The sequence below is a fragment of the Streptomyces sp. NPDC002680 genome (assembly GCF_042889145.1).
In the GTDB taxonomy this organism is placed as follows: Bacteria; Actinomycetota; Actinomycetes; order Streptomycetales; family Streptomycetaceae; genus Streptomyces; species Streptomyces adonidis.
Map to the genome: position 1 here is coordinate 167,902 of NZ_JBIAQP010000018.1, position 19,632 is coordinate 187,533.

At 70.1% G+C, this 19,632-nt stretch carries 21 protein-coding genes; 11 read left to right on the plus strand and 10 right to left on the minus strand.

Annotated elements, in window-relative coordinates; all coding sequences use genetic code 11:
- Positions 1-159: 159 nt before the first annotated feature.
- Positions 160-345 (minus strand): hypothetical protein, encoded by a 186-nt coding sequence (locus ACFYXF_RS38410; RefSeq protein WP_235472719.1) that lies wholly within the window; start codon positions 343-345, stop codon positions 160-162.
- Positions 346-394: 49 nt separating this feature from the next.
- Entirely contained in the window at positions 395-1,576 is a 1,182-nt protein-coding gene (locus ACFYXF_RS38415) for an ROK family protein (RefSeq protein WP_389356611.1), read from the minus strand.
- A gap of 182 nt (positions 1,577-1,758) precedes the next feature.
- On the opposite strand from ACFYXF_RS38415, the gene ACFYXF_RS38420 reads away from it, so the two are divergent.
- The 4 genes from ACFYXF_RS38420 to ACFYXF_RS38435 are packed head-to-tail and all read left to right on the plus strand — an operon-like array spanning position 1,759 to position 6,202.
- Complete coding sequence (locus ACFYXF_RS38420) at positions 1,759-2,661, plus strand: carbohydrate ABC transporter permease (RefSeq protein WP_389356612.1); 903 nt, start codon at positions 1,759-1,761, stop codon at positions 2,659-2,661.
- Between the two features lie 16 nt (positions 2,662-2,677).
- Entirely contained in the window at positions 2,678-3,625 is a 948-nt protein-coding gene (locus ACFYXF_RS38425) for a carbohydrate ABC transporter permease (RefSeq protein WP_389356613.1), read from the plus strand.
- Positions 3,626-3,647: 22 nt separating this feature from the next.
- On the plus strand, positions 3,648-4,985 hold the full coding sequence (locus ACFYXF_RS38430) for an ABC transporter substrate-binding protein (RefSeq protein WP_389356614.1): 1,338 nt from the start codon (positions 3,648-3,650) through the stop codon (positions 4,983-4,985).
- 14 nt (positions 4,986-4,999) lie between these two features.
- The gene (locus ACFYXF_RS38435; protein ID WP_389356615.1) at positions 5,000-6,202 is read left to right on the plus strand and encodes a Gfo/Idh/MocA family protein; all 1,203 of its coding nucleotides are present in this window, start codon (positions 5,000-5,002) and stop codon (positions 6,200-6,202) included.
- Positions 6,203-6,238: 36 nt separating this feature from the next.
- Here ACFYXF_RS38435 and ACFYXF_RS38440 read toward each other — a convergent pair whose 3' ends face one another.
- Complete coding sequence (locus ACFYXF_RS38440) at positions 6,239-6,934, minus strand: L,D-transpeptidase family protein (RefSeq protein ID WP_389356616.1); 696 nt, start codon at positions 6,932-6,934, stop codon at positions 6,239-6,241.
- A gap of 83 nt (positions 6,935-7,017) precedes the next feature.
- A complete protein-coding gene (locus ACFYXF_RS38445) occupies positions 7,018-7,848 on the minus strand; it encodes an SDR family NAD(P)-dependent oxidoreductase (protein ID WP_389356617.1) in 831 nt (276 codons plus the stop codon).
- 49 nt (positions 7,849-7,897) lie between these two features.
- Between ACFYXF_RS38445 and ACFYXF_RS38450 the strand changes: the two genes are divergently transcribed.
- Entirely contained in the window at positions 7,898-8,443 is a 546-nt protein-coding gene (locus tag ACFYXF_RS38450; protein WP_389356618.1) for a hypothetical protein, read from the plus strand.
- A gap of 7 nt (positions 8,444-8,450) precedes the next feature.
- On the opposite strand, the gene ACFYXF_RS38455 is transcribed toward ACFYXF_RS38450, so the two are convergent.
- The 3 genes from ACFYXF_RS38455 to ACFYXF_RS38465 are packed head-to-tail and all read right to left on the minus strand — an operon-like array spanning position 8,451 to position 10,486.
- Positions 8,451-9,377, minus strand: a complete 927-nt coding sequence (locus ACFYXF_RS38455; protein WP_389356619.1) for an SDR family oxidoreductase — start codon at positions 9,375-9,377, stop codon at positions 8,451-8,453.
- Positions 9,378-9,435: 58 nt separating this feature from the next.
- Positions 9,436-10,023 (minus strand): DUF6624 domain-containing protein, encoded by a 588-nt coding sequence (locus tag ACFYXF_RS38460; RefSeq protein WP_389356620.1) that lies wholly within the window; start codon positions 10,021-10,023, stop codon positions 9,436-9,438.
- Positions 10,024-10,066: 43 nt separating this feature from the next.
- A complete protein-coding gene (locus ACFYXF_RS38465; protein WP_389356621.1) occupies positions 10,067-10,486 on the minus strand; it encodes an ATP-binding protein in 420 nt (139 codons plus the stop codon).
- A gap of 325 nt (positions 10,487-10,811) precedes the next feature.
- Here ACFYXF_RS38465 and ACFYXF_RS38470 point away from each other — a divergent pair, with 325 nt between their 5' ends.
- Positions 10,812-11,648 carry an SDR family NAD(P)-dependent oxidoreductase gene (locus ACFYXF_RS38470; RefSeq protein ID WP_389356622.1) on the plus strand — a complete coding sequence of 279 codons (837 nt, stop codon included), beginning with the start codon at positions 10,812-10,814 and terminating at the stop codon, positions 11,646-11,648.
- Positions 11,649-11,780: 132 nt separating this feature from the next.
- Here the strand turns inward: ACFYXF_RS38470 and ACFYXF_RS38475 are convergent, their stop codons facing one another.
- Complete coding sequence (locus tag ACFYXF_RS38475; protein WP_389356623.1) at positions 11,781-13,226, minus strand: hypothetical protein; 1,446 nt, start codon at positions 13,224-13,226, stop codon at positions 11,781-11,783.
- Positions 13,227-13,485: 259 nt separating this feature from the next.
- Here ACFYXF_RS38475 and ACFYXF_RS38480 point away from each other — a divergent pair, with 259 nt between their 5' ends.
- The 5 genes from ACFYXF_RS38480 (at position 13,486) to ACFYXF_RS38500 (ending at position 17,266) form a co-directional block, all read left to right on the plus strand.
- Complete coding sequence (locus tag ACFYXF_RS38480) at positions 13,486-14,307, plus strand: helix-turn-helix domain-containing protein (RefSeq protein WP_389356624.1); 822 nt, start codon at positions 13,486-13,488, stop codon at positions 14,305-14,307.
- Between the two features lie 3 nt (positions 14,308-14,310).
- Complete coding sequence (locus tag ACFYXF_RS38485; RefSeq protein WP_389356625.1) at positions 14,311-14,556, plus strand: DUF397 domain-containing protein; 246 nt, start codon at positions 14,311-14,313, stop codon at positions 14,554-14,556.
- A 258-nt stretch (positions 14,557-14,814) separates the two neighbouring features.
- Positions 14,815-15,354: a hypothetical protein gene (locus tag ACFYXF_RS38490; RefSeq protein ID WP_389356626.1), complete on the plus strand. Its 540-nt coding sequence runs from the start codon at positions 14,815-14,817 to the stop codon at positions 15,352-15,354.
- A gap of 33 nt (positions 15,355-15,387) precedes the next feature.
- Positions 15,388-16,197 carry an SAM-dependent methyltransferase gene (locus tag ACFYXF_RS38495; RefSeq protein ID WP_389356627.1) on the plus strand — a complete coding sequence of 270 codons (810 nt, stop codon included), beginning with the start codon at positions 15,388-15,390 and terminating at the stop codon, positions 16,195-16,197.
- Between the two features lie 133 nt (positions 16,198-16,330).
- Positions 16,331-17,266, plus strand: coding sequence for an alpha/beta hydrolase fold domain-containing protein (locus tag ACFYXF_RS38500; RefSeq protein ID WP_389356628.1), 936 nt, complete (start codon positions 16,331-16,333; stop codon positions 17,264-17,266).
- Between the two features lie 45 nt (positions 17,267-17,311).
- Here the strand turns inward: ACFYXF_RS38500 and ACFYXF_RS38505 are convergent, their stop codons facing one another.
- A complete protein-coding gene (locus tag ACFYXF_RS38505; protein WP_389356629.1) occupies positions 17,312-18,220 on the minus strand; it encodes an RNA polymerase sigma-70 factor in 909 nt (302 codons plus the stop codon).
- A 102-nt stretch (positions 18,221-18,322) separates the two neighbouring features.
- Positions 18,323-19,522 (minus strand): NAD(P)/FAD-dependent oxidoreductase, encoded by a 1,200-nt coding sequence (locus ACFYXF_RS38510; RefSeq protein ID WP_389356630.1) that lies wholly within the window; start codon positions 19,520-19,522, stop codon positions 18,323-18,325.
- Positions 19,523-19,632 lie beyond the last annotated feature (110 nt).

Here is a 19,632-nt window from a genome sequence, read left to right on the forward strand (position 1 = left end):
TCGGCTGGTTGGGTGGTTCGTTCGCCACCCGGCCGGTGGGGGCTGGTCGCGCAGTTCCCCGCGCCCCTTTGGGTGGGCCTTCGGCCCCCAAAGGCGGCGGACACACTGAAGGCCGGGGCTTCGCGGCCACGGCCCTGCTGCTGAGATGTTGAACGAAAGTTACGCGTCGTGCCCGGGGTGCGGAGAGACCGCGGCCCATTCGGCTACGAGCTGCTGATAGGTCAGCCGCTGCTCGGTGCTGAGGATCCCGCCCGACCGGAGCCAGAGGGCCCGGATCTCTTCGTTGACGTCGGCTGCCGATCGATCAGGGGCGGATTGAAGAGTGGTGGACATGCTGTGAAGCATATGACGCCACCCGTGAAAGCCGAATTGGTTAAAACCGGCTTTTCCGGCATTACGGACCGTGTTGCTGATCACGTCCATCGGCCGCCCCGAGCACCAGTACCTGGATGGCGAGTACGGCGGCGCCGCGCGCCCAGTCGTGGAAGTCGGAGACCTTGGTCTCCAGGTTGACCGGGTCCGCGAGCGGATGTCGGTTGGCGAGGATGCTCTCCTCGACCGCTCCCCCGGCCGCCGCCACGAGCCCGACGCCCTCTCCGGCCAGCAGGATCTTCTCGGGCATCGCGAAGTTGGCGATCTGCGCGACCAGTGTGCCCAGGCCGCGCGCCGCCTCGTCGATGACACGGGCAGCCATGGGATCGCCCGCGACAGCCCGGGCGAGGATCTCGTCGTAGGTCAGGTCGTGGCCGGTGGCGGCGTGGATCTGGTAGCGGATGCTGGGGATGGTCAGCAGGGAGATGGCGCTGCCGCGCTCCCCGTCGGGGGTGAGCGGACCGTTCGGGTTGACGATCCAGCGGCGCCCTATGCCCATGCCGTCCTCGGAGGACGGGATCCGCCGGCCGCCGCTGACCAGGCCGTAGCCGAGGCCCGCCCCTATCGTGAGGACCGCGAAGCGGTCCAGGCCCCGGCCCGCGCCGAACCAGCTCTCGGCCTCGACGAGGGCGTTCACGTCGTTCTCGACGACCACCCGCAGCCCGGTCCGCTCCTCGACGAGGGCGGCGAGCGGAACGTCGTACCAGTCGAGGAAGACGGAGTCCGCGACCACCGCGCGGTTCTCGACGCGTCCGCCGACACCGATCCCGATACCGGCCACGGCGGGGTGGGCGGCGGTCAGTTCGGCGGCCAACTCGGCGACCACGTCGGCCACTTGGGCCGGGTCATGGGTGGTGAGGGGCCGGTCGAGGCGGGCGACGACGTCACTGCGGAGGGTGGTGACGACGCCGTAGACCATGTCCGCGGTGATCTTGAAGCCCAGGAAGGCACGGGACTCGGCGACGACGTCGAGGGGCTGCGAGGGGCGCCCCTGACGCACCTCGGCCTGGGAACCGGCGTCGGGCACCTCGACGAGCAGGCCCGATTCGAGCAGCGGTTTGGTCAGCCGGGTGAGGCTGCCGGCCGAGAGGTCCAGCCGCCGGGCCAGTTCGGCGCGGGACAGCGGGCCGTGGACGAGCACCTCGATCGCCACCGAGCGCTCCCCGGTGCTCAGCGGCGGCCAGCCGTCTGCCAGTGCGGTCATGACGATCAGACCCCTCACCTTTTCTTTCGCCCTGGAACTAACAAGGCGATCATACGTCTCGATACGTCGCGATCACTGTCCCGAAAAAGATATCCGCCCACACCTTGACGGGTGGATTCTTTCGCGACGAAAGTAAGTGCCCTGAGGACGAGCCGCCGACGAGCAGACGAGGGAGTCGCTCCATGACCGTCGCCTCCACCAGCCCACCCCTGCGTCGACCACGCGGCGACGGCGCGCTCGCGGCGCTGTTCGTCGCCCCGGCGATGCTGGGCTTCCTGGTGTTCCTGCTCTGGCCGACGCTGCGGGGCGTCTACCTGAGCTTCACCCGCTTCAACCTGCTGACCCCCGCCGAGTGGGTGGGGCTCGACAACTACGTCCGGATGGTCAACGACCCTATCTTCTGGGACTCGATGACGGTGACCGTCGAGTACGTCGCCATCAACATCGGGGTCCAGACGGTGTCGGCGCTCGCCATCGCCGTACTGCTCCAGCGGCTGACCCAGTCGGCGGTGCTGCGCGGGATCGTGCTCACCCCGTATCTGATGTCGAACGTCGTCGCGGGCATCGTCTGGCTCTGGATCCTCGACACCCAGCTCGGCATCGGCAACGAGATCGTCGCGGGCCTCGGCTTCGACCGGATCCCGTTCCTCGCGGACGAGACCTGGGCGATCCCGACGATCGCGCTGATCAACGTCTGGCGGCACGTCGGCTACACCGCGCTGCTGCTCTTCGCCGGTCTCCAGGCCATCCCGAACGACATGTACGAGGCGGCCAAGGTGGACGGGGCCAGCGAGTGGCGGATGTTCTGGCGCATCACGATGCCCCTGCTGCGGCCCATCCTCGCGGTGGTGCTGATCATGACGGTGATCGGTTCGTTCCAGGTGTTCGACACCGTCGCGGTGACGACGGCGGGCGGTCCGGCGAACGCCACCAACGTCCTCCAGTTCTACATCTACGGCTCCGCCTTCGGCCGCTTCCAGTTCGGCTACGCCTCCGCGATGTCGGTGGCCCTGCTGGTCGTGCTGAGCGCGATCACCTTCCTCCAGTACCGGCTCACCCGGGCCGGCCAGACCGACCTCGGCTGACCGGAAGGAGCATGCAATGACAACACTGACCTCACCGGCTCCGGCCCCGACGCCCACACCGACCAGGGCTGTCGTACGACCGCTGCGGCCCAGGCCCTCCCTCGGGCGGATCGCCGCCTGGGCGGTGCTGGCCGCGATCATGCTGGTCACCCTGGTGCCGTTCTACTGGATCCTGCGCACCGCCCTGTCCACCAACACCGGCCTCGCGGCGAACCCCTCCGACCCGCTGCCGGTGGGCCTCACCACCGGTGGGTTCGAGCGGGCGCTCGGGCTCCAGTCGACCAAGGAGGCCATCGCGCAGGGCGGCGCGGGCGGCGGTCTGGACTTCTGGCGCTATCTCCTCAACTCGGTGATCGTGTCGACCCTGATCAGCGGCTGCCAGCTCTTCTTCTCGGCGATGGCCGCGTACGCCTTCGCCCGGCTGCGCTGGCGCGGCCGGGACACGGTCTTCGGGCTGTTCCTGGCGGGCCTGATGGTCCCGGCGATCTTCACCCTGCTGCCGAACTTCGTCCTGATCAAGCAACTCGGCCTGGTGGACAACCTGTTGGGGATCGCGCTGCCGACGATGTTCATGACGCCGTTCGCGGTGTTCTTCCTGCGGCAGTTCTTCATGAACGTGCCCCGGGAGGTCGAGGAGGCGGCCCTGCTCGACGGCGCCGGGAAGATCCGGATCTTCTTCCGGGTGATGCTGCCAATGGCGTCGACGCCCGTCATCACGCTGGGCGTACTGACGTACATCACTTCCTGGAACGACTACTTCTGGCCGCTGATGGTGTCCTACAGCGACAGCTCGCGCCTGCTCACCGTGGCACTGGCCATGTTCCGCGCGCAGACACCCCAGACCGGCTACGACTGGTCCGGCCTGATGGCGGCCACCCTCATCGCCGCCCTCCCGATGCTCGTGCTCTTCGGCTTCTTCGCACGGCGCATCGTCAGCTCCATCAGCTTCACCGGCGTCAAGTAAGGGGACAGGGATGCGAATTCACATGCGAACGGTCGGCGCGCTGACCGGGGCGCTGGCGCTGTCCCTGGTGACCGGCTGCGCTCAGGGCGGCGCGGCCGGGTCGGGCGGGAACACGGTGACGTACTGGCTGTGGGACGCCAGCCAGCAACCCGCGTACGAGGCTTGCGCGAAGGGGTTCGAGAAGGAGAATCCGGGCCTGACGGTGAAGATCACCCAGATGGGCTGGGCCGACTACTGGACCAAACTCACCGCGAGTTTCATCGCGGGCACCGAGCCGGACGTCTTCACCGACCACATCCAGAAGTTCGGGCAGTTCGCCGATCTGAACGTGCTCGAACCGCTGGACGACCTGGACATCGACGACTCCGCCTACCAGGCGGGTCTGGCCGCCAACTGGAAGGGTCAGGACGGCCATCGCTACGGGACGCCCAAGGACTGGGACACCGTCGCGCTCTTCTACAACCAGAAGATGGCCGAGGCGGCCGGGCTCACCGCCGACCGGCTGAACACCCTCTCCTGGAACCCGCAGGACGGCGGCACCTTCGAGAAGGCCATCGCGCACCTGACCGTCGACAAGAACGGCAAACGCGGGGACGAGAAGGGCTTCGACAAGGACAACGTCAAGGTCTACGGGCTGGCCACGGGCGGCGCCGGCGACGGCGACGGCCAGACCACCTGGAGCCCGTTCACCGCCTCGGCGGGCTGGAAGTACACGGACAAGGCACGCTGGGGCACCAAGTACCAGTACGACAGCGAGACCTTCCAGTCGGTGATCGACTGGTACTTCGGCCTGGCGAAGAAGGGCTACCTGGCGCCCTTCACCGACTACACCGACGGCGCCAACCCGGCCAACGCCCAGCTCGCCTCCGGCAAGGCCGCGGCCTCCTTCGACGGTGCCTGGATGATCTCCACGTACTACGGCACCAAGGGCATCGACATCGCCACCGCACCCACGCCGACCGGCCCGACCGGGAAGCGGGCCACCATGATGAACGGCCTCGCCGACTCGGTCACCAAGAACGCCCGCAACAAGGAGGGCGCGAAGAAATGGGTGCGGTACCTGGCCTCCGACGAGTGCCAGCAGACCGTCGGCGGCTACGGGATCGTCTTCCCCGCCACCCTTGGCGGCACCCAGGCGGCTGTGGCGGCGTACAAGAAGAAGGGCATCGACGTGTCCGCGTTCACCGAACCGGTCACCGACAAGAAGAACTCCGCCACCTTCTCCTTCCCGATCACCGACTACGCGGCGGACGTGTACTCCCTGATGCGCCCCGCGATGCAGGACGTCTTCGCCAACAACGCCCCGGTGAGCGGCCTCGACGGGACCAACGACCAGATCAATCTCATCCTCGGACAGTGAAAGGCTCACACTTCATGACGTTCTCCCTCGGCATCGTGGGCGCCGGGCAGTTCTCCGGCCAGTTCGCCAAGCTGTTCCTCGCCCATCCGGGCGTCGGCGAGGTGTACGTGACCGACCTCCTGCCGGAGCGGGCGGAGCAACTGGCCGCGGCGGAAGGCCTGTCGGGCACCTTCCCCTCGTACGAGGCGATGCTGGAGTCGCCGGCGGTCGACGCGGTGGCGATCTTCACCCAGCGCTGGACGCACGGCCCGCTGGTCCTCCAGGGGCTCGGCGCGGGCAAGCACGTGTACTCGGCGGTGCCGATGGCGGTCAGCGCGGAGGAGATCGGCGCGATCATCGACGCCGTACGGGCCACCGGGCTCACCTACATGATGGGTGAGACGAGTCAGTACAACCCGGCGACCGTCCACGCCCGCAACCGGATAGCGGAGGGCGCCTTCGGCAGGATCTTCTACGCCGAGGGCGACTACGTCCACGACATGGACCTCGGGTTCTACGAGGCCTACCAGTACAGCGGCGGCGAGAACTGGAAGGCGACCGCCAGCTATCCCCCGCTGCTCTACCCGACGCACTCGGTGGGCGGGGTGCTCGGCGCCTGGCAGACGCACGCGGTGAGCGTGTCGGCGATCGGGGTGCGGGACGAGCGCGGCGACGGGGTGTTCGACAAGGAGGTCAGCCAGTTCGGCAACGACTTCTCGAACGCGAGCGCGCTGTTCGAGGTCGCGGGCGGCGGTTCGTTCCGTACGAACGAGTTCCGCCGGGTCGGCTACCCGTCGCAGATCCGGGAGTCGCGGTTCCGGTTCTTCGGTACGGACGCGAGCATGGAGCAGCTGGCCACGGTCGCCTTCTGGCAGGACAAGAAGGGGGTCACGGACATCAGCGAGCTGCTGGAACCCAAGCCCACCATGGCTCCTGACGATCCGTCACTCCAGCACATCGCCCCGGACCTGAGGGCCGCGTTCACCTCGGGCTCGGCTCCGGTGCACGACCGCTCGCGCCTCCCGAGGGAGTTCGACAACCTGCACAACGGCCACGAGGGCAGCCACCACTTCCTGGTGGACGACTTCGTGACGGCGGTCAACACCCGCACCCTGCCGACGGTGAACGCGTGGGTGGCCGCCCGCTACACCCTGCCGGGCATCGTGGCGCACGACTCGGCACGGCAGGGCGGGGAGCGGCTGCCGATCCCGGACTTCGGGGACGCTCCCGACGCGTAAGTCGCGGTCCTCGGTGGCGGGTGCGGCCGGGTGCTGTCAGGTGCCCGGCTTGCGCCCGTACACGAAGACGTCGTCGCCGTTCTTCAGGAGGGACCAGTACTTCTTGGCGGTCGTCTTCGTCATGTTGACGCAGCCGTGCGAGCCCGGCGGGTTCCACATGCTGAGGCCGACCGAGTGGAAGGCCTGGCCGCCGTCGAAGAACTGGCTGTAGGGCATGGGCACGTTGTAGATGTTCGAGACGTGGTCGATGTCCCGCCAGTAGATCTTCTTCAGCCCGGTGCGGGTCTCGTAGTGGTTGCGGCCGGTACGGACCGGCACCGGGCCGTAGACGAGACGGCTGCCGTCCTGGATCCAGCTGAGCTGGAGCGTGAGGTTGACGCAGGCGATCCGGCCCTTGTTCGTCGGGCACTTGCCTTCCTTGTTGGGCTTGTTGCCGACGGCCCGCTGCTTCAGCATCAGGTCCATCACGCCCCAGGTGACGGGACCCGCGTAGCCCTGGTTGGGGGTGATGCCGTGCTTGTTCTGGAAGGCGCGGATGGCCTTGCAGTCACCGACCGACTGCACGCCGTCGACGGGCCGCCCGAGGAACTTCTCGACCTTCTTCTGGTACGGACCGGTCTGTGTCGTACAGCTCGCGGCCTGCGCCGGGGCGGTGCCGAGCACCAGCGTGAGCGGCGCCACCAGCGCCGTGATGCCGAGCGCGACGGCTCCTCGTCTGCGTACGTCCCCCATGGTGGAACCTCTCTCCTGCGTATATGTACCGATGTGTACCGAGTGCGGGTTGCGATGTGCGGTCAATGTGCGATTCCTGCCAGCTAGACCGGTGTTTCGGGTGATCGGTTGTAGGGCGGCCCGGGCCGGGACGAAACGGTGACATTGCGGAACCCGGTGTTGACCGCAGTGAGGCCGCCGTCGACGCGCAGGGTGGTGCCGGTGATCCAGGCCGCGTCGCCGGAGGCGAGGAAGGCGACGGCGGCGGCGACGTCCTCCGGTTCGCCGATCCGCCCCAGGGGATACAGCTCACGCAGCGCCTCCAACTCCCCGTCACGGCCCGCCCAGGCCGTGGTCCGTACGGTGCCCGGCTCGACCAGATTGACGCGGACCCCGCGGGCGGCGGCGTGCCCGGCGAGGGTGCGGGTGAGGGAGGCGAGGCCCGCCTTGGCCGCGCTGTAGGCGTGGTTGCCGAAGGACTGGACGCCGTTCACGGAGCCGATGCTCACGACGGCGCCCCGGCCGGAGGCCACCAGGTGCGGGAGCGCGGCCCGGCAGCAGCGGTAGGCGCCGGTCAGGGTGAGGTCGAGGTCACGGTCCCAGGTCTCGTCGAGCTGGTCCTCGAACAGCGGGACGTCGGGCGTACAGCCGTAGGCGTTGTTGACCAGGACGTCGAGCGAGCCGAAGGAGGCGACGGCACGCTCGACGGCGGCCTCGGCCGAGGCTCGGTCAGCCACGTCGCACACGAACGCCTCGGCCGCCAGGCCGCGTTCGCGCAGCGCCACCGCCGTGCGCTCGGCCGCGTCGAGGTCGACATCGGTCACCAGGACCCGCGCGCCCTCCTCGGCCAGCCTGCGCGCGGTGGCCGCGCCGATGCCCCGGGCCGCGCCCGTGACCAGAACTCCGTATCCCTCGAAGCGCCGCGTCGATGTCATGGACAGACGGTACTGTCCCGGCGATCAACTGGGCGGATAACGTGCGGACATGTCCGCGTTCATGCAGCAACTCCCCGCTCTCATAGGCGTCGTCATCGGCGCGCTCGGCTCCTACTGGGCCGTCGCGCGAGGGGAGCGTGTCCGCTCCGTCCGTGAACGGGAGGCGCGTTGGGAGGAGCGGCTGCTCGCGGTGTACACGGACTACGCGCGGGCGCTCAAGAAGTCGGTCACCCTGACGTACCGGGTCGCGGCGAGCCTCGGCAACGACCCGCATCCGCATCCCCTCACCCCCGAGGAGGCGGCCCCGCTCCTCGCCGAGGCCACCCTCGCCAGGGACCCGTCCGGGGAGGCGCTGCTTCTGCTGGGCGACCCGGAGGTGGTGGCGAAGGCCCGCGAGTGGGTGGCCGTACTGCTGGAGATGGAGGGGTTCCTGCGGGAGCGGACCGAGGATCCGCAGGCCTGGCAGGCGTTGCTGGAGCGCCAACGGGCGGGCCGCGAGGGCTACTACGCGGCCGTACGCAACGATCTGGCCCTGCCGCCGGGCCACTCGGCGCTATGGCCGGTCCTGCCGACGGACCCGACATGGGGCGGCTGAAGTACCCCTACCGGTATCCGCTCGCGTCCGCCGGTTTCCCCGCGTCCTGGACCTCGACCATGTAGCGCCAGGCGTCCGGACGGCTGCCGTCGAGGTCGGTGAAGCCGTAGACCTGGGCGAGCCCGCCGCTGGAGAAGGACTGGCCGTTCCAGCGGGCCACGTCGGGATCGGTCGCGAGGGCCGTCACGGCGCGGCCGACGAAGCGCGGGGTCTCCGAGATGGCGAAGTGCGGGATGCGTTCCAGGGCGTCCCGCCAGTTCTCCTCGCCGACGCCGAAGTGTTCGAGCATCATCTCGGAGCGCAGCCAGCCGGGGGTCAGCGTGACGGCGGTTGCGCCGCGCGGGCCGAGTTCATGTCCGAGGGCGAAGCCCATACGCAGCACGGACGACTTGGCGAGGTCGTAGAAGAAGGAGAGCCGGTAGTTGTCCCGGTTGTATTCGGCGGTGCCGTCGGTCATCTCGACGACCAGGCCGCCGGGGTTGCGCAGCAGCAGGGGCAGGACGTGGTGGCTGGTGATGGCGTGGGTCTCGACGGCGAGGCGCAGCAGCCGCAGCCCGTTGTCCAGGTCGTGCTCCCAGACCGGGCTCTCCCACTCGAACAGGTTCTCGCCGCCCCAGATGTCGTTCACCAGGACGTCGAGCCGGTTCTGCTCCTCGGCGATGCGCTCGACCAGCGCCTTGACCTGGGCCGGGTCGAGATGGTCGGTGGGTACGGCGATGCCGTGGCCGCCCGCCGCGGTGACCAGGTCGGCGGTGTCCTCGATGGTCTCCGGCCGGTCGTACTCGGAGCGCTGCTGCCGGGTGCTGCGTCCGGTCACGTAGACGGTGGCCCCGGCGGCGCCGAGTTCCACCGCGATACCGCGTCCGGCACCTCTGGTCGCGCCCGCGACCAGGGCGACCTTGCCCGTCAGGCTCCGGTTGCTGTCCTGCCGCATGTCCATGGCTCCTCCGTGCGCGATCGACGACCCGACCGACCCGGCCCGTGAACCGGTGTCACGTCCAGGGTGTCGCCAATTCCGGACATCCGCTGTCCGGTATTCCGCTCACGGCATGCCGTAGTGCGGGCAGGTGCTCCGCCAGCGGGGCCAGGCCGACGTCCTGGCGACGTTCCTCGACCGTCTCCGGGTGGCGGATGGGGTACGGGCAGAGCGTGCCGGCGTCGATACGGGTGCCGTAGAACTGCGGCTGGCCCAGTTCGACCGCGCAGTGGTCGGCGATGTAGGCGTGGTGCACGGCCGGGCAGCCGCCGTCCGCCACGGCTTCGGCGATCAGATCGCGACAGGTCAGCTGGAAGCCGAGGTCGGCGGTGTGCAGCAGGATCATCAGGGCCGCCGTGGAGGCGGGCTCCCCGACCTGACCGGCCTCCGGCCAGCCGCGCCGGGCCACGGCCGCCTTGAGGGCGTCGGAGTTGGCGGCGCGGCACCGGGTGACGAAATGCCGGTTGAGGGCGGTGGGGTCCTCGCGGGCCCGGCGGGTCAGATGCTGGTCCTCCTCGGCCCTGCGCACCAGTTCGGCGGCCAGCGCGGCCGGGGCTCCCGGTGGCGGTTCGGCCGCCGGGCCTTGTGCGTTCTCGGTCTCCATCGGCGGTGCGCTCCTCATACCGTTCTCCTGCCCCCGACGACCTTCACGTCTTCTCTCCTGTGACCAGCGAGAACCACACCTTCTTGCCCGGGGTGCCCGGATCCGGCGGCGCCGTGCCCCAGTCGTCCGCGAGCGCGGCGACGATGGACAGCCCCCGGCCCGACTCGGCCGCGGTGCCGGGGGTACGTGGCCGGGGCAGCCGGGGCGAGGGGTCCGAGAGGGTGACGCGCAGTTCGTGCTCGGTGTGTTCGAGCACGAGGGCGATGGCTTCGGCCGGGCCGGCGCCCCCGTGCCGGACCGCGTTCGCGAACAGCTCGTCCGTCGCGAGGACGGCGTCGTCGAGCAGATGCGAGAGCTGCCAGAGGGTGAGGTGCGCGGCCACCGTGCGCCGTACCCAGGCCGCACACGAGGGGTGCGCGGGCACGGCGACCTGGAACAGGCGGGGCCTGCTGAGGGAGATCAAGGAAGCCTCACCATGTAGTTCACGTTCACGTACACGTACTCATCTGCGCCTGCGTCGTCCATGCGGTCCGAGTGGTCCGGGTGGTCCGTCCCGTCCGGTCCGGTGTCGTCCACCGTCCGCCACCCGGCCCGGCACACGGAGGTGCGGCGACGGCCGGGTAAGCCAGGCGGGGATGCCGCGGGTGCCGTCATCAGGACTCCTTCCGATGCGCCGGAGCGCCGGTGGCTGTTGTCGAAGACAACAGCACCGGGGGCCCACCGGGACAGGGAGTGCGGGGGTTGTCCGGTTGCATATGCGTAGTGGCGGGGGCGGTAGGTTCCCGTTCATGGAGTACGTGAACGAAGGCCGGGCCACCGGCTCGCGGTACCGCTCCGGCGGCCCGGCCGGGGTACGGGGCAAGAGGGTGCTGGTCACCGGGGGCACCCGGGGGCTCGGCGAACGGATCGTACGGCTGCTGCTCGCTGAGGGCGCACGGGTGGCGACCTGTGCGCGCACGGAGTCGGGGCTGGCGTCGTTGAGGGCCTCCCTGGACGAGGAGGCGAGCGGCCGACTGCTCACCGAGGTGCTGGACGTGGTGGAGCCCGATCGGCTGGAGGACTTCGCCAGTGCTGCGACGAAACGTTTCGGCGGAGCGTTGGACGGCGTCGTCGCGTGTGTCGGGGGCTCCCGGGGCGGGCGACTCGAACGATCGGTCGCACAGGACTGGACGGCGACCTGGGAGCTGAACGCCGGTCACACGGCCCGGCTCGTCCGGGCCGCGCTGCCGGGGCTGCGGGCGGCCGGCGGCGGCTCGGTCGTCGTGATCGCGTCGATCTCCGGCTGGAAACCGGGACCGTACGCGCAGTACGGCGTGGCCAAGGCCGCCCAGATCCACCTGGCGGCCTCCCTGGCCCGCGAACTCGGCCCCGACCGCATCCGCGTGAACGCGGTCTCCCCGGGCTCGATGCTGATTCCCGGTCGCCGCTGGGACCGGATGCGGGTTGAGGAACCTGAGGCGTACGCGGCGTTCACGGCTGCCGAGTTGCCCGGCGGTGAGCCGGTCACGCCGGAGGAGGTCGCTGAGGTGGTCGCGTTTCTGCTGTCCGACGCGTCGAGTGGTGTCTCGGGGGCGAATCTGCCGGTGGACAGGGGGCAGAACTCGCCTACGCCGGAGGGGTATTGAGGTAGCGGGGGTATGAGTGGGTTGGGTCCGCTGGGTTTGTTGCTGCGGGAGCGTCGTGGCTGGTCGCGCAGTTCCCCGCGCCCCTTAGGGCCGCGTCCGCGCCCAGTGCCCTTGGCCATCGCAAGGGCTCCGTCATGCCGCCGCCCCCAGTACCGGGCGTGATCTGCGGTCGAACTCCTGCACCATCGGCTCTCCCCGGTGCGGGGCCAGTCGCCCCCGGAAGTCGCGCAGGGCCTGGATCGAGCGTTCGCTGTGGACGCCGCTCAGGGCGTCCAGTGCCTCCGTGGCCGTGCTCAACGCCTCGTCGAGGCGGTGTTGTTGGAGGTGGGCCGTGGCAAGTACCGAGCGGCTGATGGCCTGGCGGCGGCGGCGGTCCGCGTGGGCGCGTACCGACTGCTTCGCGGTGTCCTCCGCCTGGGCCGCCCAGCCCAGGTCCCGGAAGCACACCGCCGACTCCGCCTCCAGATAGTGGTGGTCCAGGAAGCGCACCCAGGGCGACTCCTGGTCGCTGCCCCGGCTCGCGGCCAGTTGCTGCTCGGCCGCGTGCAGGGCGTCGGAGGTCTCGCGGGCGCGGCCGAGCGCCGCGTGTCCCCTGGCCGACATGGCGTACAGGCGCATGAGGCCGAGCGGGCTGCCCGCGCCCTTCGCCGTGGCGAGGCCGGCCCGTGCCAGGCACACGCCCTCGTCGGGGCGGCCGAGGCTCGTCGCCAGGTGGGACAGACCGGCCAGGATCTGCCCGCCGAGCACCCGGTCGCGCCCCTCGGCGCAGAGCCGCAGCCCCTGGGTCATATAGCGCTGGGCGAGCCCGTACTCCCCCGCGTCGTACGAACTCCAGCCGGCCATCGCCGCGAGGCGGGCCGCGGCGGCGAACAGCTCGCGCAGCCGGCCCGGGGCGACGCCGCGCTGCTGGAGCATGGGGATGATCTCGGTGGACAGGTAGTGCACGATGCTGGTGCGGACCCCGCCGCCCCCGTAGTGGTTGTCCATCTCGTCGAACATGCCGATCATCGCGTGGACCTGTTCCACCGGACCGGCGGCGCCGGGTGGCGCGACGGCCACCGACGCGAGGCGGACGGCACCCGCGTCAGCCGCCGTCCCCTCGTTCTCCAACAGCCAGAGCAGCCACTCCCGTTGAGGGTTCGTCAGGGCTCCCGCGACGAACGGGACCGTGCCGAGAAGGGTGCGCCGGGAGATGTCGGTGGAGCCGAGTTCCGCCAGGGTGTGCAGGGTTTCCGCCACGTCCTCGCCGTACACAAGTGCCCTGCCCACGACCGGGCGTTGCTGGTCCGGCACGAAGCCGAGGTCCGCCGGGGAGAGCGGGCGGGCCAGCCGCTCGCTCAGCACCGCGGCGATCAACTCGGGTGTGCCGCCCCGGGGCTGCTGGCCCTGGAGCCAGCGGGTGACCGACGCCTTGTCGTAGTTGGTGTCCACGCCCTGCCGGCGGCCCAGTTCGTTGACGCGGTGCGCGAGTGAGGCGTACGAGCAGCCGGCGTCCTTGAGCGCGGTCGCCAGGGTCTTGTTGGCTCCGCCCGCGCCCTTGCCGGGGCTTCTCGGTTGTCCGTTCGTCACGGCGGCCATCCAGGGTCTCGCAGTCTCGCAGCACGTCGGTGTGGGGCTGACTCGGCGACGCCAACTCACGGTGTGCGCCAGGTCACTCGATCACTATGGTGACCGACAGGCACAGCTCGCAACCTTCGTTCTGATAATTTCAGAATGAAGCGCAAAGGCCTGTCGGTGTCAACCGAAGACGTGGCACACTGCCCGCTGTGACGGCGGTCCCCGGAGGTCCCACGTGAGCGAGAACCGCTCAGGCGGAAGTGCCCCCACTGTCCTTCGGATGGTCCTCGGAAAGCGGTTGAGGCATCTGCGGGAGCAGGCAGGGGTGTCGTTCGAGGACGCCGCACGGGCGATCGAGGTCACGCCGTTGACGGTCCGCCGGATGGAGAAGGCCGAGGTCGGCCTCCGCATCCCCTACGTGAAGGAGCTGCTGCGCACCTACGGGGTCCTGGCCAAGGAGGTCGACGACTTCCTCAAGCTGGCCAGGGAGGCCAACAAGCCCGGCTGGTGGTACACGTACCGCGATGTGCTGCCGGAGTGGTTCAGCGCCTATGTGAGCCTGGAGAGCGAAGCCACCGTCATCCGGCTCTACGAACCCCACTACGTCCCCGGCCTGTTGCAGACCCACGACTATGCCGCCGCGCTGCTGCGCATCGGCTTTCCCAACGAGAGTCCCGAGGACATCCGGCGCCGGGTCGACCTGAGACTGAAGCGCCAGGATCTGCTCGACAAGCCCGAGGCGCCCGCCGTCTGGGCCGTACTGGACGAGACCGTGCTGCGCCGGCCCGTGGGCGGGGCCGAGGTGATGCGGGCTCAGATCGACCACCTCAGTGAGGTGTTGGAGTACCCGAAGGTCCGTATCCAGATCATGCGCTTCGCCGTCGGCCCGCACCCCGGAGCCTTCGGCCCCTTCCACTACTTCCGCTTCGGCTTCTCCGAACTGCCCGACGTCGTCTACACGGAGAGCCTCGCCGGCGCGCAGTACTTCGACCAGCCCGCCGACGTCGTGACGTACCTGGAGGTACTGGACCGGATGTCCGTTCAGGCGGAGCCGGTCGCTCGGACCAGGGAGACCCTGGCAGCACTGCGTAAGGAGTTGTGAACCATGGCAACCAACGGCCCCATCCACAGCGGGATGCCCGCGTCCGAACTCGGCTCCGAGGGCTGGCACAAGCCCTGGAGCGGCACCAACGGCGGCAGCTGCGTCGAGGCCAAGCGACTGCCCGACGGCAGTGTCGCGTTCCGGCAGTCCAAGGACCCGGACGGGCCCGCGCTGGTCTACTCCCGGGACGAGATGGTGTCGTTCCTGGAGGGCGCCAAGTCCGGCCAGGCCGACTTCCTGATCGCCTGACCCGCTGACCCACCGGCGCACTTCGCCGGCGTACGGCGCACCACCACACCCGCACAACCGGACAACCCGCACGAGCACTCCCGCCGTGCGCAGGTCCCGTACACACTGAGGGAGTTGACGCACGACCTCACGCATCACTGCGAAGACCGAAGGGAGCGGCATGCGTACGCCGCCTCGCGTCCCGGGTCGAGTCATGCCGCCCGGACGCGCCGGCCTCCCCTGCCGGGCCGCTCCCCGACGGACCGGGACGCCCCCGCGATGAACCTTCCGCAGACCACCGCGGAAGCCGTGGCCCCGTACCGCACCCTGGTCGTCGAGGGCCACGAGGGCATCCGCCGGACCCCGGTGTTCGCCGAACTGGCCCGCGCCGGTTTCCTGTTACGGCGGCCGCCGGGCGGTCTGCACCACCTCGACCCGACGCTGCCGTACCGCGAACTGCTGTCCGCACCCGGCCGGCTCGCCATCGACGGCGGCATCATCAGGGAACTCGTGTACGGGCCGCTGCGTCACGGACGTTCCCGGGTGACCTGGATCCAGGCACTCGACCACGCCGAGGCGGTCGCGGAACGCGACGGCGCCATGCTCCATCTCGTCGGCGGCGAGCACGGCGACGACGACGCGGAGACCGTGGCCGCGACCCTCGCGTACGCCCGGGTGTTCCGCACGCTCGCCCAGCACGTTCCCGTCGTGACGATCGACGCCGCCGAGCCGCCCGCCGAACCGGGTCGCCGCATCCGTGCACCCGCGTCCCGCCAGTCCCAACTCCGGCAACCTGCACGGCAGTTGACGGTAGGTTAGCGAAGTCCGCGTGAGGCGAATCAGGAGACCCCGATGACAGACGGCCGGCCCACCCCCGACCAGGAAGCACTGTCCAAGATCGACACCACGGTGCCGCACTCCGCCCGTATCTGGAACTACTGGATGGGTGGCAAGGACAACTACGAGGTCGACCGCCAGGCGGGCGACGAGTACCGCGAGATCGCCCCCAACATCGAGACGATGGCCCGGGCTTCCCGCGTGTACCTGATCCGCGCGGTCACCTTCGTGGCCCGCGAGTGCGGTATCCGCCAGTTCCTCGACATCGGCACCGGCCTGCCGACGTACGACAACACGCACCAGGTGGCCCAGAAGGTCGCCCCCGAGTCGCGCATCGTCTACGTCGACAACGACCCGCTCGTCCTGCGGCACGCCCAGGCGCTGCTCACCAGCACCCCCGAGGGCACCACGGACTACGTGGACTCGGATCTGCGCGAGCCCGAGAAGATCATCGAGGCGGCGGGCAGGTTCCTGGACTTCGACAAGCCGGTGGCGCTGATGCTGATGGGCATCCTCGGCCACATCCAGGACTGGGAGGAGGCCAAGTCGATCACGCACCGCCTCCAGGCCGCCCTGCCCCCGGGCAGCTACTTCGTGCACTACGACAGCACGGACACCGACGAGGAACTCAAGCGCGCCCAGCAGGGGTACGACGACACGGGCGCGGTCCCGTACGTGCTGCGCAGCCCCGACAAGCTCACGGCGCTCTACGAGGGTCTGGAGCTGCTGGAGCCGGGCATCGTCTCCTGCCCGCTGTGGCGCCCGGAGCCCGGCACCTCGCCGGAGCCGACGGACGTGTACGGGGGGATCGCCTACAAGGCGTAGCGACTGTCCGGCGGACGGCGCCCGGGCGAGTTCCCGGTCGCCCGGGCGGCTTCCGCTGTACCGAACGGTCGTGTTTAATGTCATCCTGTCGATCGACAGGATTCCTGGCAATAGCCCGACCGATCGGAACCGCATGTCCCTCCTGGCCCGGCCTGCGGTGGCCTCCCTCATCGCCAAGACGATGCAGCGTCTCGTCACTCTCGCGGAGCGGCGGACCAGTGGACGGGGTACCACTGCCGCCGCCCACGCCCGCCTTCCCGAATTCGCGCGCGACACCAGCGAGTTGACGGTCCCTTCGTCGGTCGTCCCCGCCCGGGTCACGGTCTACCGGCCCGCGACCGAGGACCCGGCCCCGCCCGTCCACGTCAACTTCCACGGCGGCGGCTTCATCATGGCCGTCACGGAGACGGACGACGCCTTGTGCCGTGCCGTCGCCGCGCTGGCGGGCGCGGTCGTCGTCAACGTCGACTACGTCGTCGCTCCGCAGCATCCGTTCCCGGCCCCGCCCCGGCAGGCGTACGAGGTGGTCCGCTGGATCGCCGAGCACGGTGCCGAGCACGGCTGGGACGGCGCCCGGCTCACCGTCGGCGGGCAGAGCGCGGGCGGCGGTCTCGCGGCGGCCGTGGCACGCCAGGCCCTGGAGGAGGCCGGTCCCTCGATCGCGCTCCAGGTTCTCCACTACGCGCCGCTCGACCTCGCGACCCCCGCGAAGGACAAGCGGGCGGCGATCGCCAAGCCGATGCTGCGCCCGTGGATGGGCGAGGTGTTCGACAGCGCGTACGTCCCGGACCCGCGCGAGCGCGCCGACCGGCTGGTCTCCCCCGCCCACCCGAAGGAGACCGCTGACCTCAAGGGCATCGCCCCGGCCCTGATCGTCACGGCCGCGCACGACCGCCTGCGCGCGGAGAACGTGCGCTACGCCGAGCGGCTGCGGCAGGTGGGGGCGCTGGTCGAACACCATGACGTGGCGGGGGTCGACCACGGCTACGACCTCAACGACGACGAGCGGGCGCGGGAGATCTACGCCTTCATCGCCCGGCACGTACGGCAGGCCACGGCGGACGACTGACGCCCCCGCCAGTGGCCCGCCGCGGCCTGTCGGCCTGCCTCGCCTTCATCGCAGAGTGAGGGGGGTCTCCGTCTCCGCGCGGGTCAGTTTCTCGGGGTTGCGGACGTAGTAGAGGCCGGTGACGCGCGCGTTCTCGATGCGCATCGCCATGATCCCGTCGAGTTCGCCGTCCAGGTGTACGGCGAGTGCCGTGCTGCCGTTGACCACGGTCGGGGCGATGGTGATCGGGCTCGTGTTCTTGCCGAGCGCGCCGACCAGGAAGCGGGCCACCTTCTCGGCACCGTTGATCGGCCTCAGCGCGGCCTGCTTGATGCCGCCGCCGTCGTTGACCATGACGACGTCCGGGGCGAGCACGTCGAGGAGGGTCTGCGGGTCCCCGGTCTCCAGTACGCGCTGGAACGATTCCAGGACGGCCCGGCTCTCGTCGGGCGACACCGTCTGGCGGGGGCGGCGGGCGTCGACGTGGCGGCGGGCGCGGTGGGCGATCTGACGGACGGTCGCGGGGGTCTTGTCGACGGCGGCGGCGATCTCGTCGTAGCCGGTGTCGAAGACCTCGCGCAGGACGAAGACGGCCCGTTCGGTCGGGGAGAGGGTTTCCAGGACAAGCATCAGGGCCATGGAGATGCTCTCGGCGAGTTCGACGTCCTCGGCGACGTCCGGGGTGGTCAGCAGCGGTTCGGGCAGCCACTGGCCGACGTAGGCCTCCTTGCGGCGGCTCATGGTGCGCAGCCGGTTGAGGGACTGGCGGGTGGTGATCCTGACCAGGTAGGCGCGCTGGTCGCGGACCTGGGCGAGGTCGACCTTGACCCAGCGCAGCCAGGTCTCCTGGAGGACGTCCTCTGCGTCGGCCGCCGAGCCGAGCATCTCGTAGGCGACGGTGAAGAGCAGGTTGCGGTGGGCGACGAACGTCTCGGTCGCCGGGTCGGTCTCATCGGTGCTCGGGCGTGCGTCCACGACATGGTCCTCTTCGTCCTCGTTGACAGTCGACAGCCGTTCCGTCGACAGGGAGACGTTGCCCGGCGCTCCGAATGTGACACGCCGGGCTCCGGCTCCGGTTCAGGCCGCCCGCTCGGCGGGGGTCCGCTTCTGGCCGAGTTCGCTCTGGAGCAGTTCGCGGCGCTTGGCGTCCTTGGTCCACCAGGTGCGCGCACCGGGCTTGCGGGCCTCGTACGACAGCTGCCAGGGGATGCTCCTGCAGATGAGTTCCTTGACCTTGGCGCCCGACCGGCCGCCGATGTAGTACTTCCTGACGGTGTCGTCCTTCGTCATGACCTGGAAGATCCCGGCGCGGCGCCCCAGGCTGATGCACGTGCCGACGAAACCCACCTCGACGGACGCCGGCTGCTCCCCCGCGATGCGGCTCAGCACCGTCTCGGCGGCCTGCGGGCCCAGCTGGACCGCGGCCTGGCAGCTCATCCGGAACGGCAGGTCCGAGGGGGCCGCCGAGTCCCCGGCCGCGACGATGCGCGGGTCGTCCACGCTCGTCAGCGTCTCGTCCGTGAGCAGGCGGCCCAGGGCGTCGGTGCGCAGTCCGCTGCGGGCGGCCAGGTCCGGCACGCCGAAACCGGCGGTCCAGATCGTCACCGCGCTGGACAGCTCGCGGCCACCGGCGAGCCGTACGGCGTCACGGGTCACCTCCGTGACCTTCGTGTCGGGGCCGTCGAGCACGGTCACCCCGAAGGCGGTGAGCCGCTTGGCCACCGAGCGCCGCCCTCGCGGGTGCAGCGACGGGCCGAGCGGGCCGCCGCACACCAGGGTCACCGCGCGGCCCTGCTCCGCCAGCTCGGCGGCGGTCTCGATACCGGTCGGCCCGGCGCCGACGACGGTCACCGGTGCCGTGACGGCCTCGGCGTCGAGAACCGGCCGCAGCCGCTGCGCCTCCTCCAGACCGGCGATCGGGTAGGCGAACTCGGCGGCACCAGGCACGCTCGGGGCGGCGCTGCCGCTGCCGACCGCGTAGACGAGGTGGTCGTATCCGACGGTCCCGCCGCTCGCCAGCGTCACGACACGCCCGGCCGCGTCGATCCGGGTCGCGCTGTCCACCACCAGGCGAACCCTCTCGGCGAGAACCTTCCGGTAGTCGACGACCGCCTCGCCGGTGCCGCCCACCATCTGGTGCAGGCGGATCCGGTCGACGAAGGACGGGCGCGGGTTGATCAGGGTGACGGTCACGTCGGCGCGCTGCGTGAGCCGGTTGGCCGCCATGACGCCCGCGTACCCGCCACCGATCACTACGACCTCGATGTTCCCGGTCATGGTGTCTCTCCTCCGTTGGAACGGCACCCCTTCGAAGGGGGTTCGGCCTCAAGACACCGGTCGACCGGGGGTTGTGACAGGTGGGCGCACAATTTTTTTCGCCCCCGCCG

Excerpts from the sequence above, each read along its gene's own strand:
- ACFYXF_RS38420 (WP_389356612.1), top strand. The coding sequence starts at position 1,759 with ATGACCGTCGCCTCCACCAGCCCACCCCTGCGTCGACCACGCGGCGAC.
- ACFYXF_RS38425 (WP_389356613.1), top strand. The coding sequence starts at position 2,678 with ATGACAACACTGACCTCACCGGCTCCGGCCCCGACGCCCACACCGACC.
- ACFYXF_RS38440 (WP_389356616.1), bottom strand. The coding sequence starts at position 6,934 with ATGGGGGACGTACGCAGACGAGGAGCCGTCGCGCTCGGCATCACGGCG.
- ACFYXF_RS38495 (WP_389356627.1), top strand. The coding sequence starts at position 15,388 with ATGACAGACGGCCGGCCCACCCCCGACCAGGAAGCACTGTCCAAGATC.
- ACFYXF_RS38490 (WP_389356626.1), top strand. The coding sequence starts at position 14,815 with ATGAACCTTCCGCAGACCACCGCGGAAGCCGTGGCCCCGTACCGCACC.
- ACFYXF_RS38455 (WP_389356619.1), bottom strand. The coding sequence starts at position 9,377 with ATGCGGCAGGACAGCAACCGGAGCCTGACGGGCAAGGTCGCCCTGGTC.
- ACFYXF_RS38470 (WP_389356622.1), top strand. The coding sequence starts at position 10,812 with ATGGAGTACGTGAACGAAGGCCGGGCCACCGGCTCGCGGTACCGCTCC.
- ACFYXF_RS38435 (WP_389356615.1), top strand. The coding sequence starts at position 5,000 with ATGACGTTCTCCCTCGGCATCGTGGGCGCCGGGCAGTTCTCCGGCCAG.
- ACFYXF_RS38480 (WP_389356624.1), top strand. The coding sequence starts at position 13,486 with ATGGTCCTCGGAAAGCGGTTGAGGCATCTGCGGGAGCAGGCAGGGGTG.
- ACFYXF_RS38410 (WP_235472719.1), bottom strand. The coding sequence starts at position 345 with ATGCTTCACAGCATGTCCACCACTCTTCAATCCGCCCCTGATCGATCG.
- ACFYXF_RS38460 (WP_389356620.1), bottom strand. The coding sequence starts at position 10,023 with ATGGAGACCGAGAACGCACAAGGCCCGGCGGCCGAACCGCCACCGGGA.
- ACFYXF_RS38415 (WP_389356611.1), bottom strand. The coding sequence starts at position 1,576 with ATGACCGCACTGGCAGACGGCTGGCCGCCGCTGAGCACCGGGGAGCGC.
- ACFYXF_RS38485 (WP_389356625.1), top strand. The coding sequence starts at position 14,311 with ATGGCAACCAACGGCCCCATCCACAGCGGGATGCCCGCGTCCGAACTC.
- ACFYXF_RS38500 (WP_389356628.1), top strand. The coding sequence starts at position 16,331 with ATGTCCCTCCTGGCCCGGCCTGCGGTGGCCTCCCTCATCGCCAAGACG.
- ACFYXF_RS38430 (WP_389356614.1), top strand. The coding sequence starts at position 3,648 with ATGCGAACGGTCGGCGCGCTGACCGGGGCGCTGGCGCTGTCCCTGGTG.
- ACFYXF_RS38510 (WP_389356630.1), bottom strand. The coding sequence starts at position 19,522 with ATGACCGGGAACATCGAGGTCGTAGTGATCGGTGGCGGGTACGCGGGC.
- ACFYXF_RS38450 (WP_389356618.1), top strand. The coding sequence starts at position 7,898 with ATGTCCGCGTTCATGCAGCAACTCCCCGCTCTCATAGGCGTCGTCATC.
- ACFYXF_RS38445 (WP_389356617.1), bottom strand. The coding sequence starts at position 7,848 with ATGACATCGACGCGGCGCTTCGAGGGATACGGAGTTCTGGTCACGGGC.
- ACFYXF_RS38475 (WP_389356623.1), bottom strand. The coding sequence starts at position 13,226 with ATGGCCGCCGTGACGAACGGACAACCGAGAAGCCCCGGCAAGGGCGCG.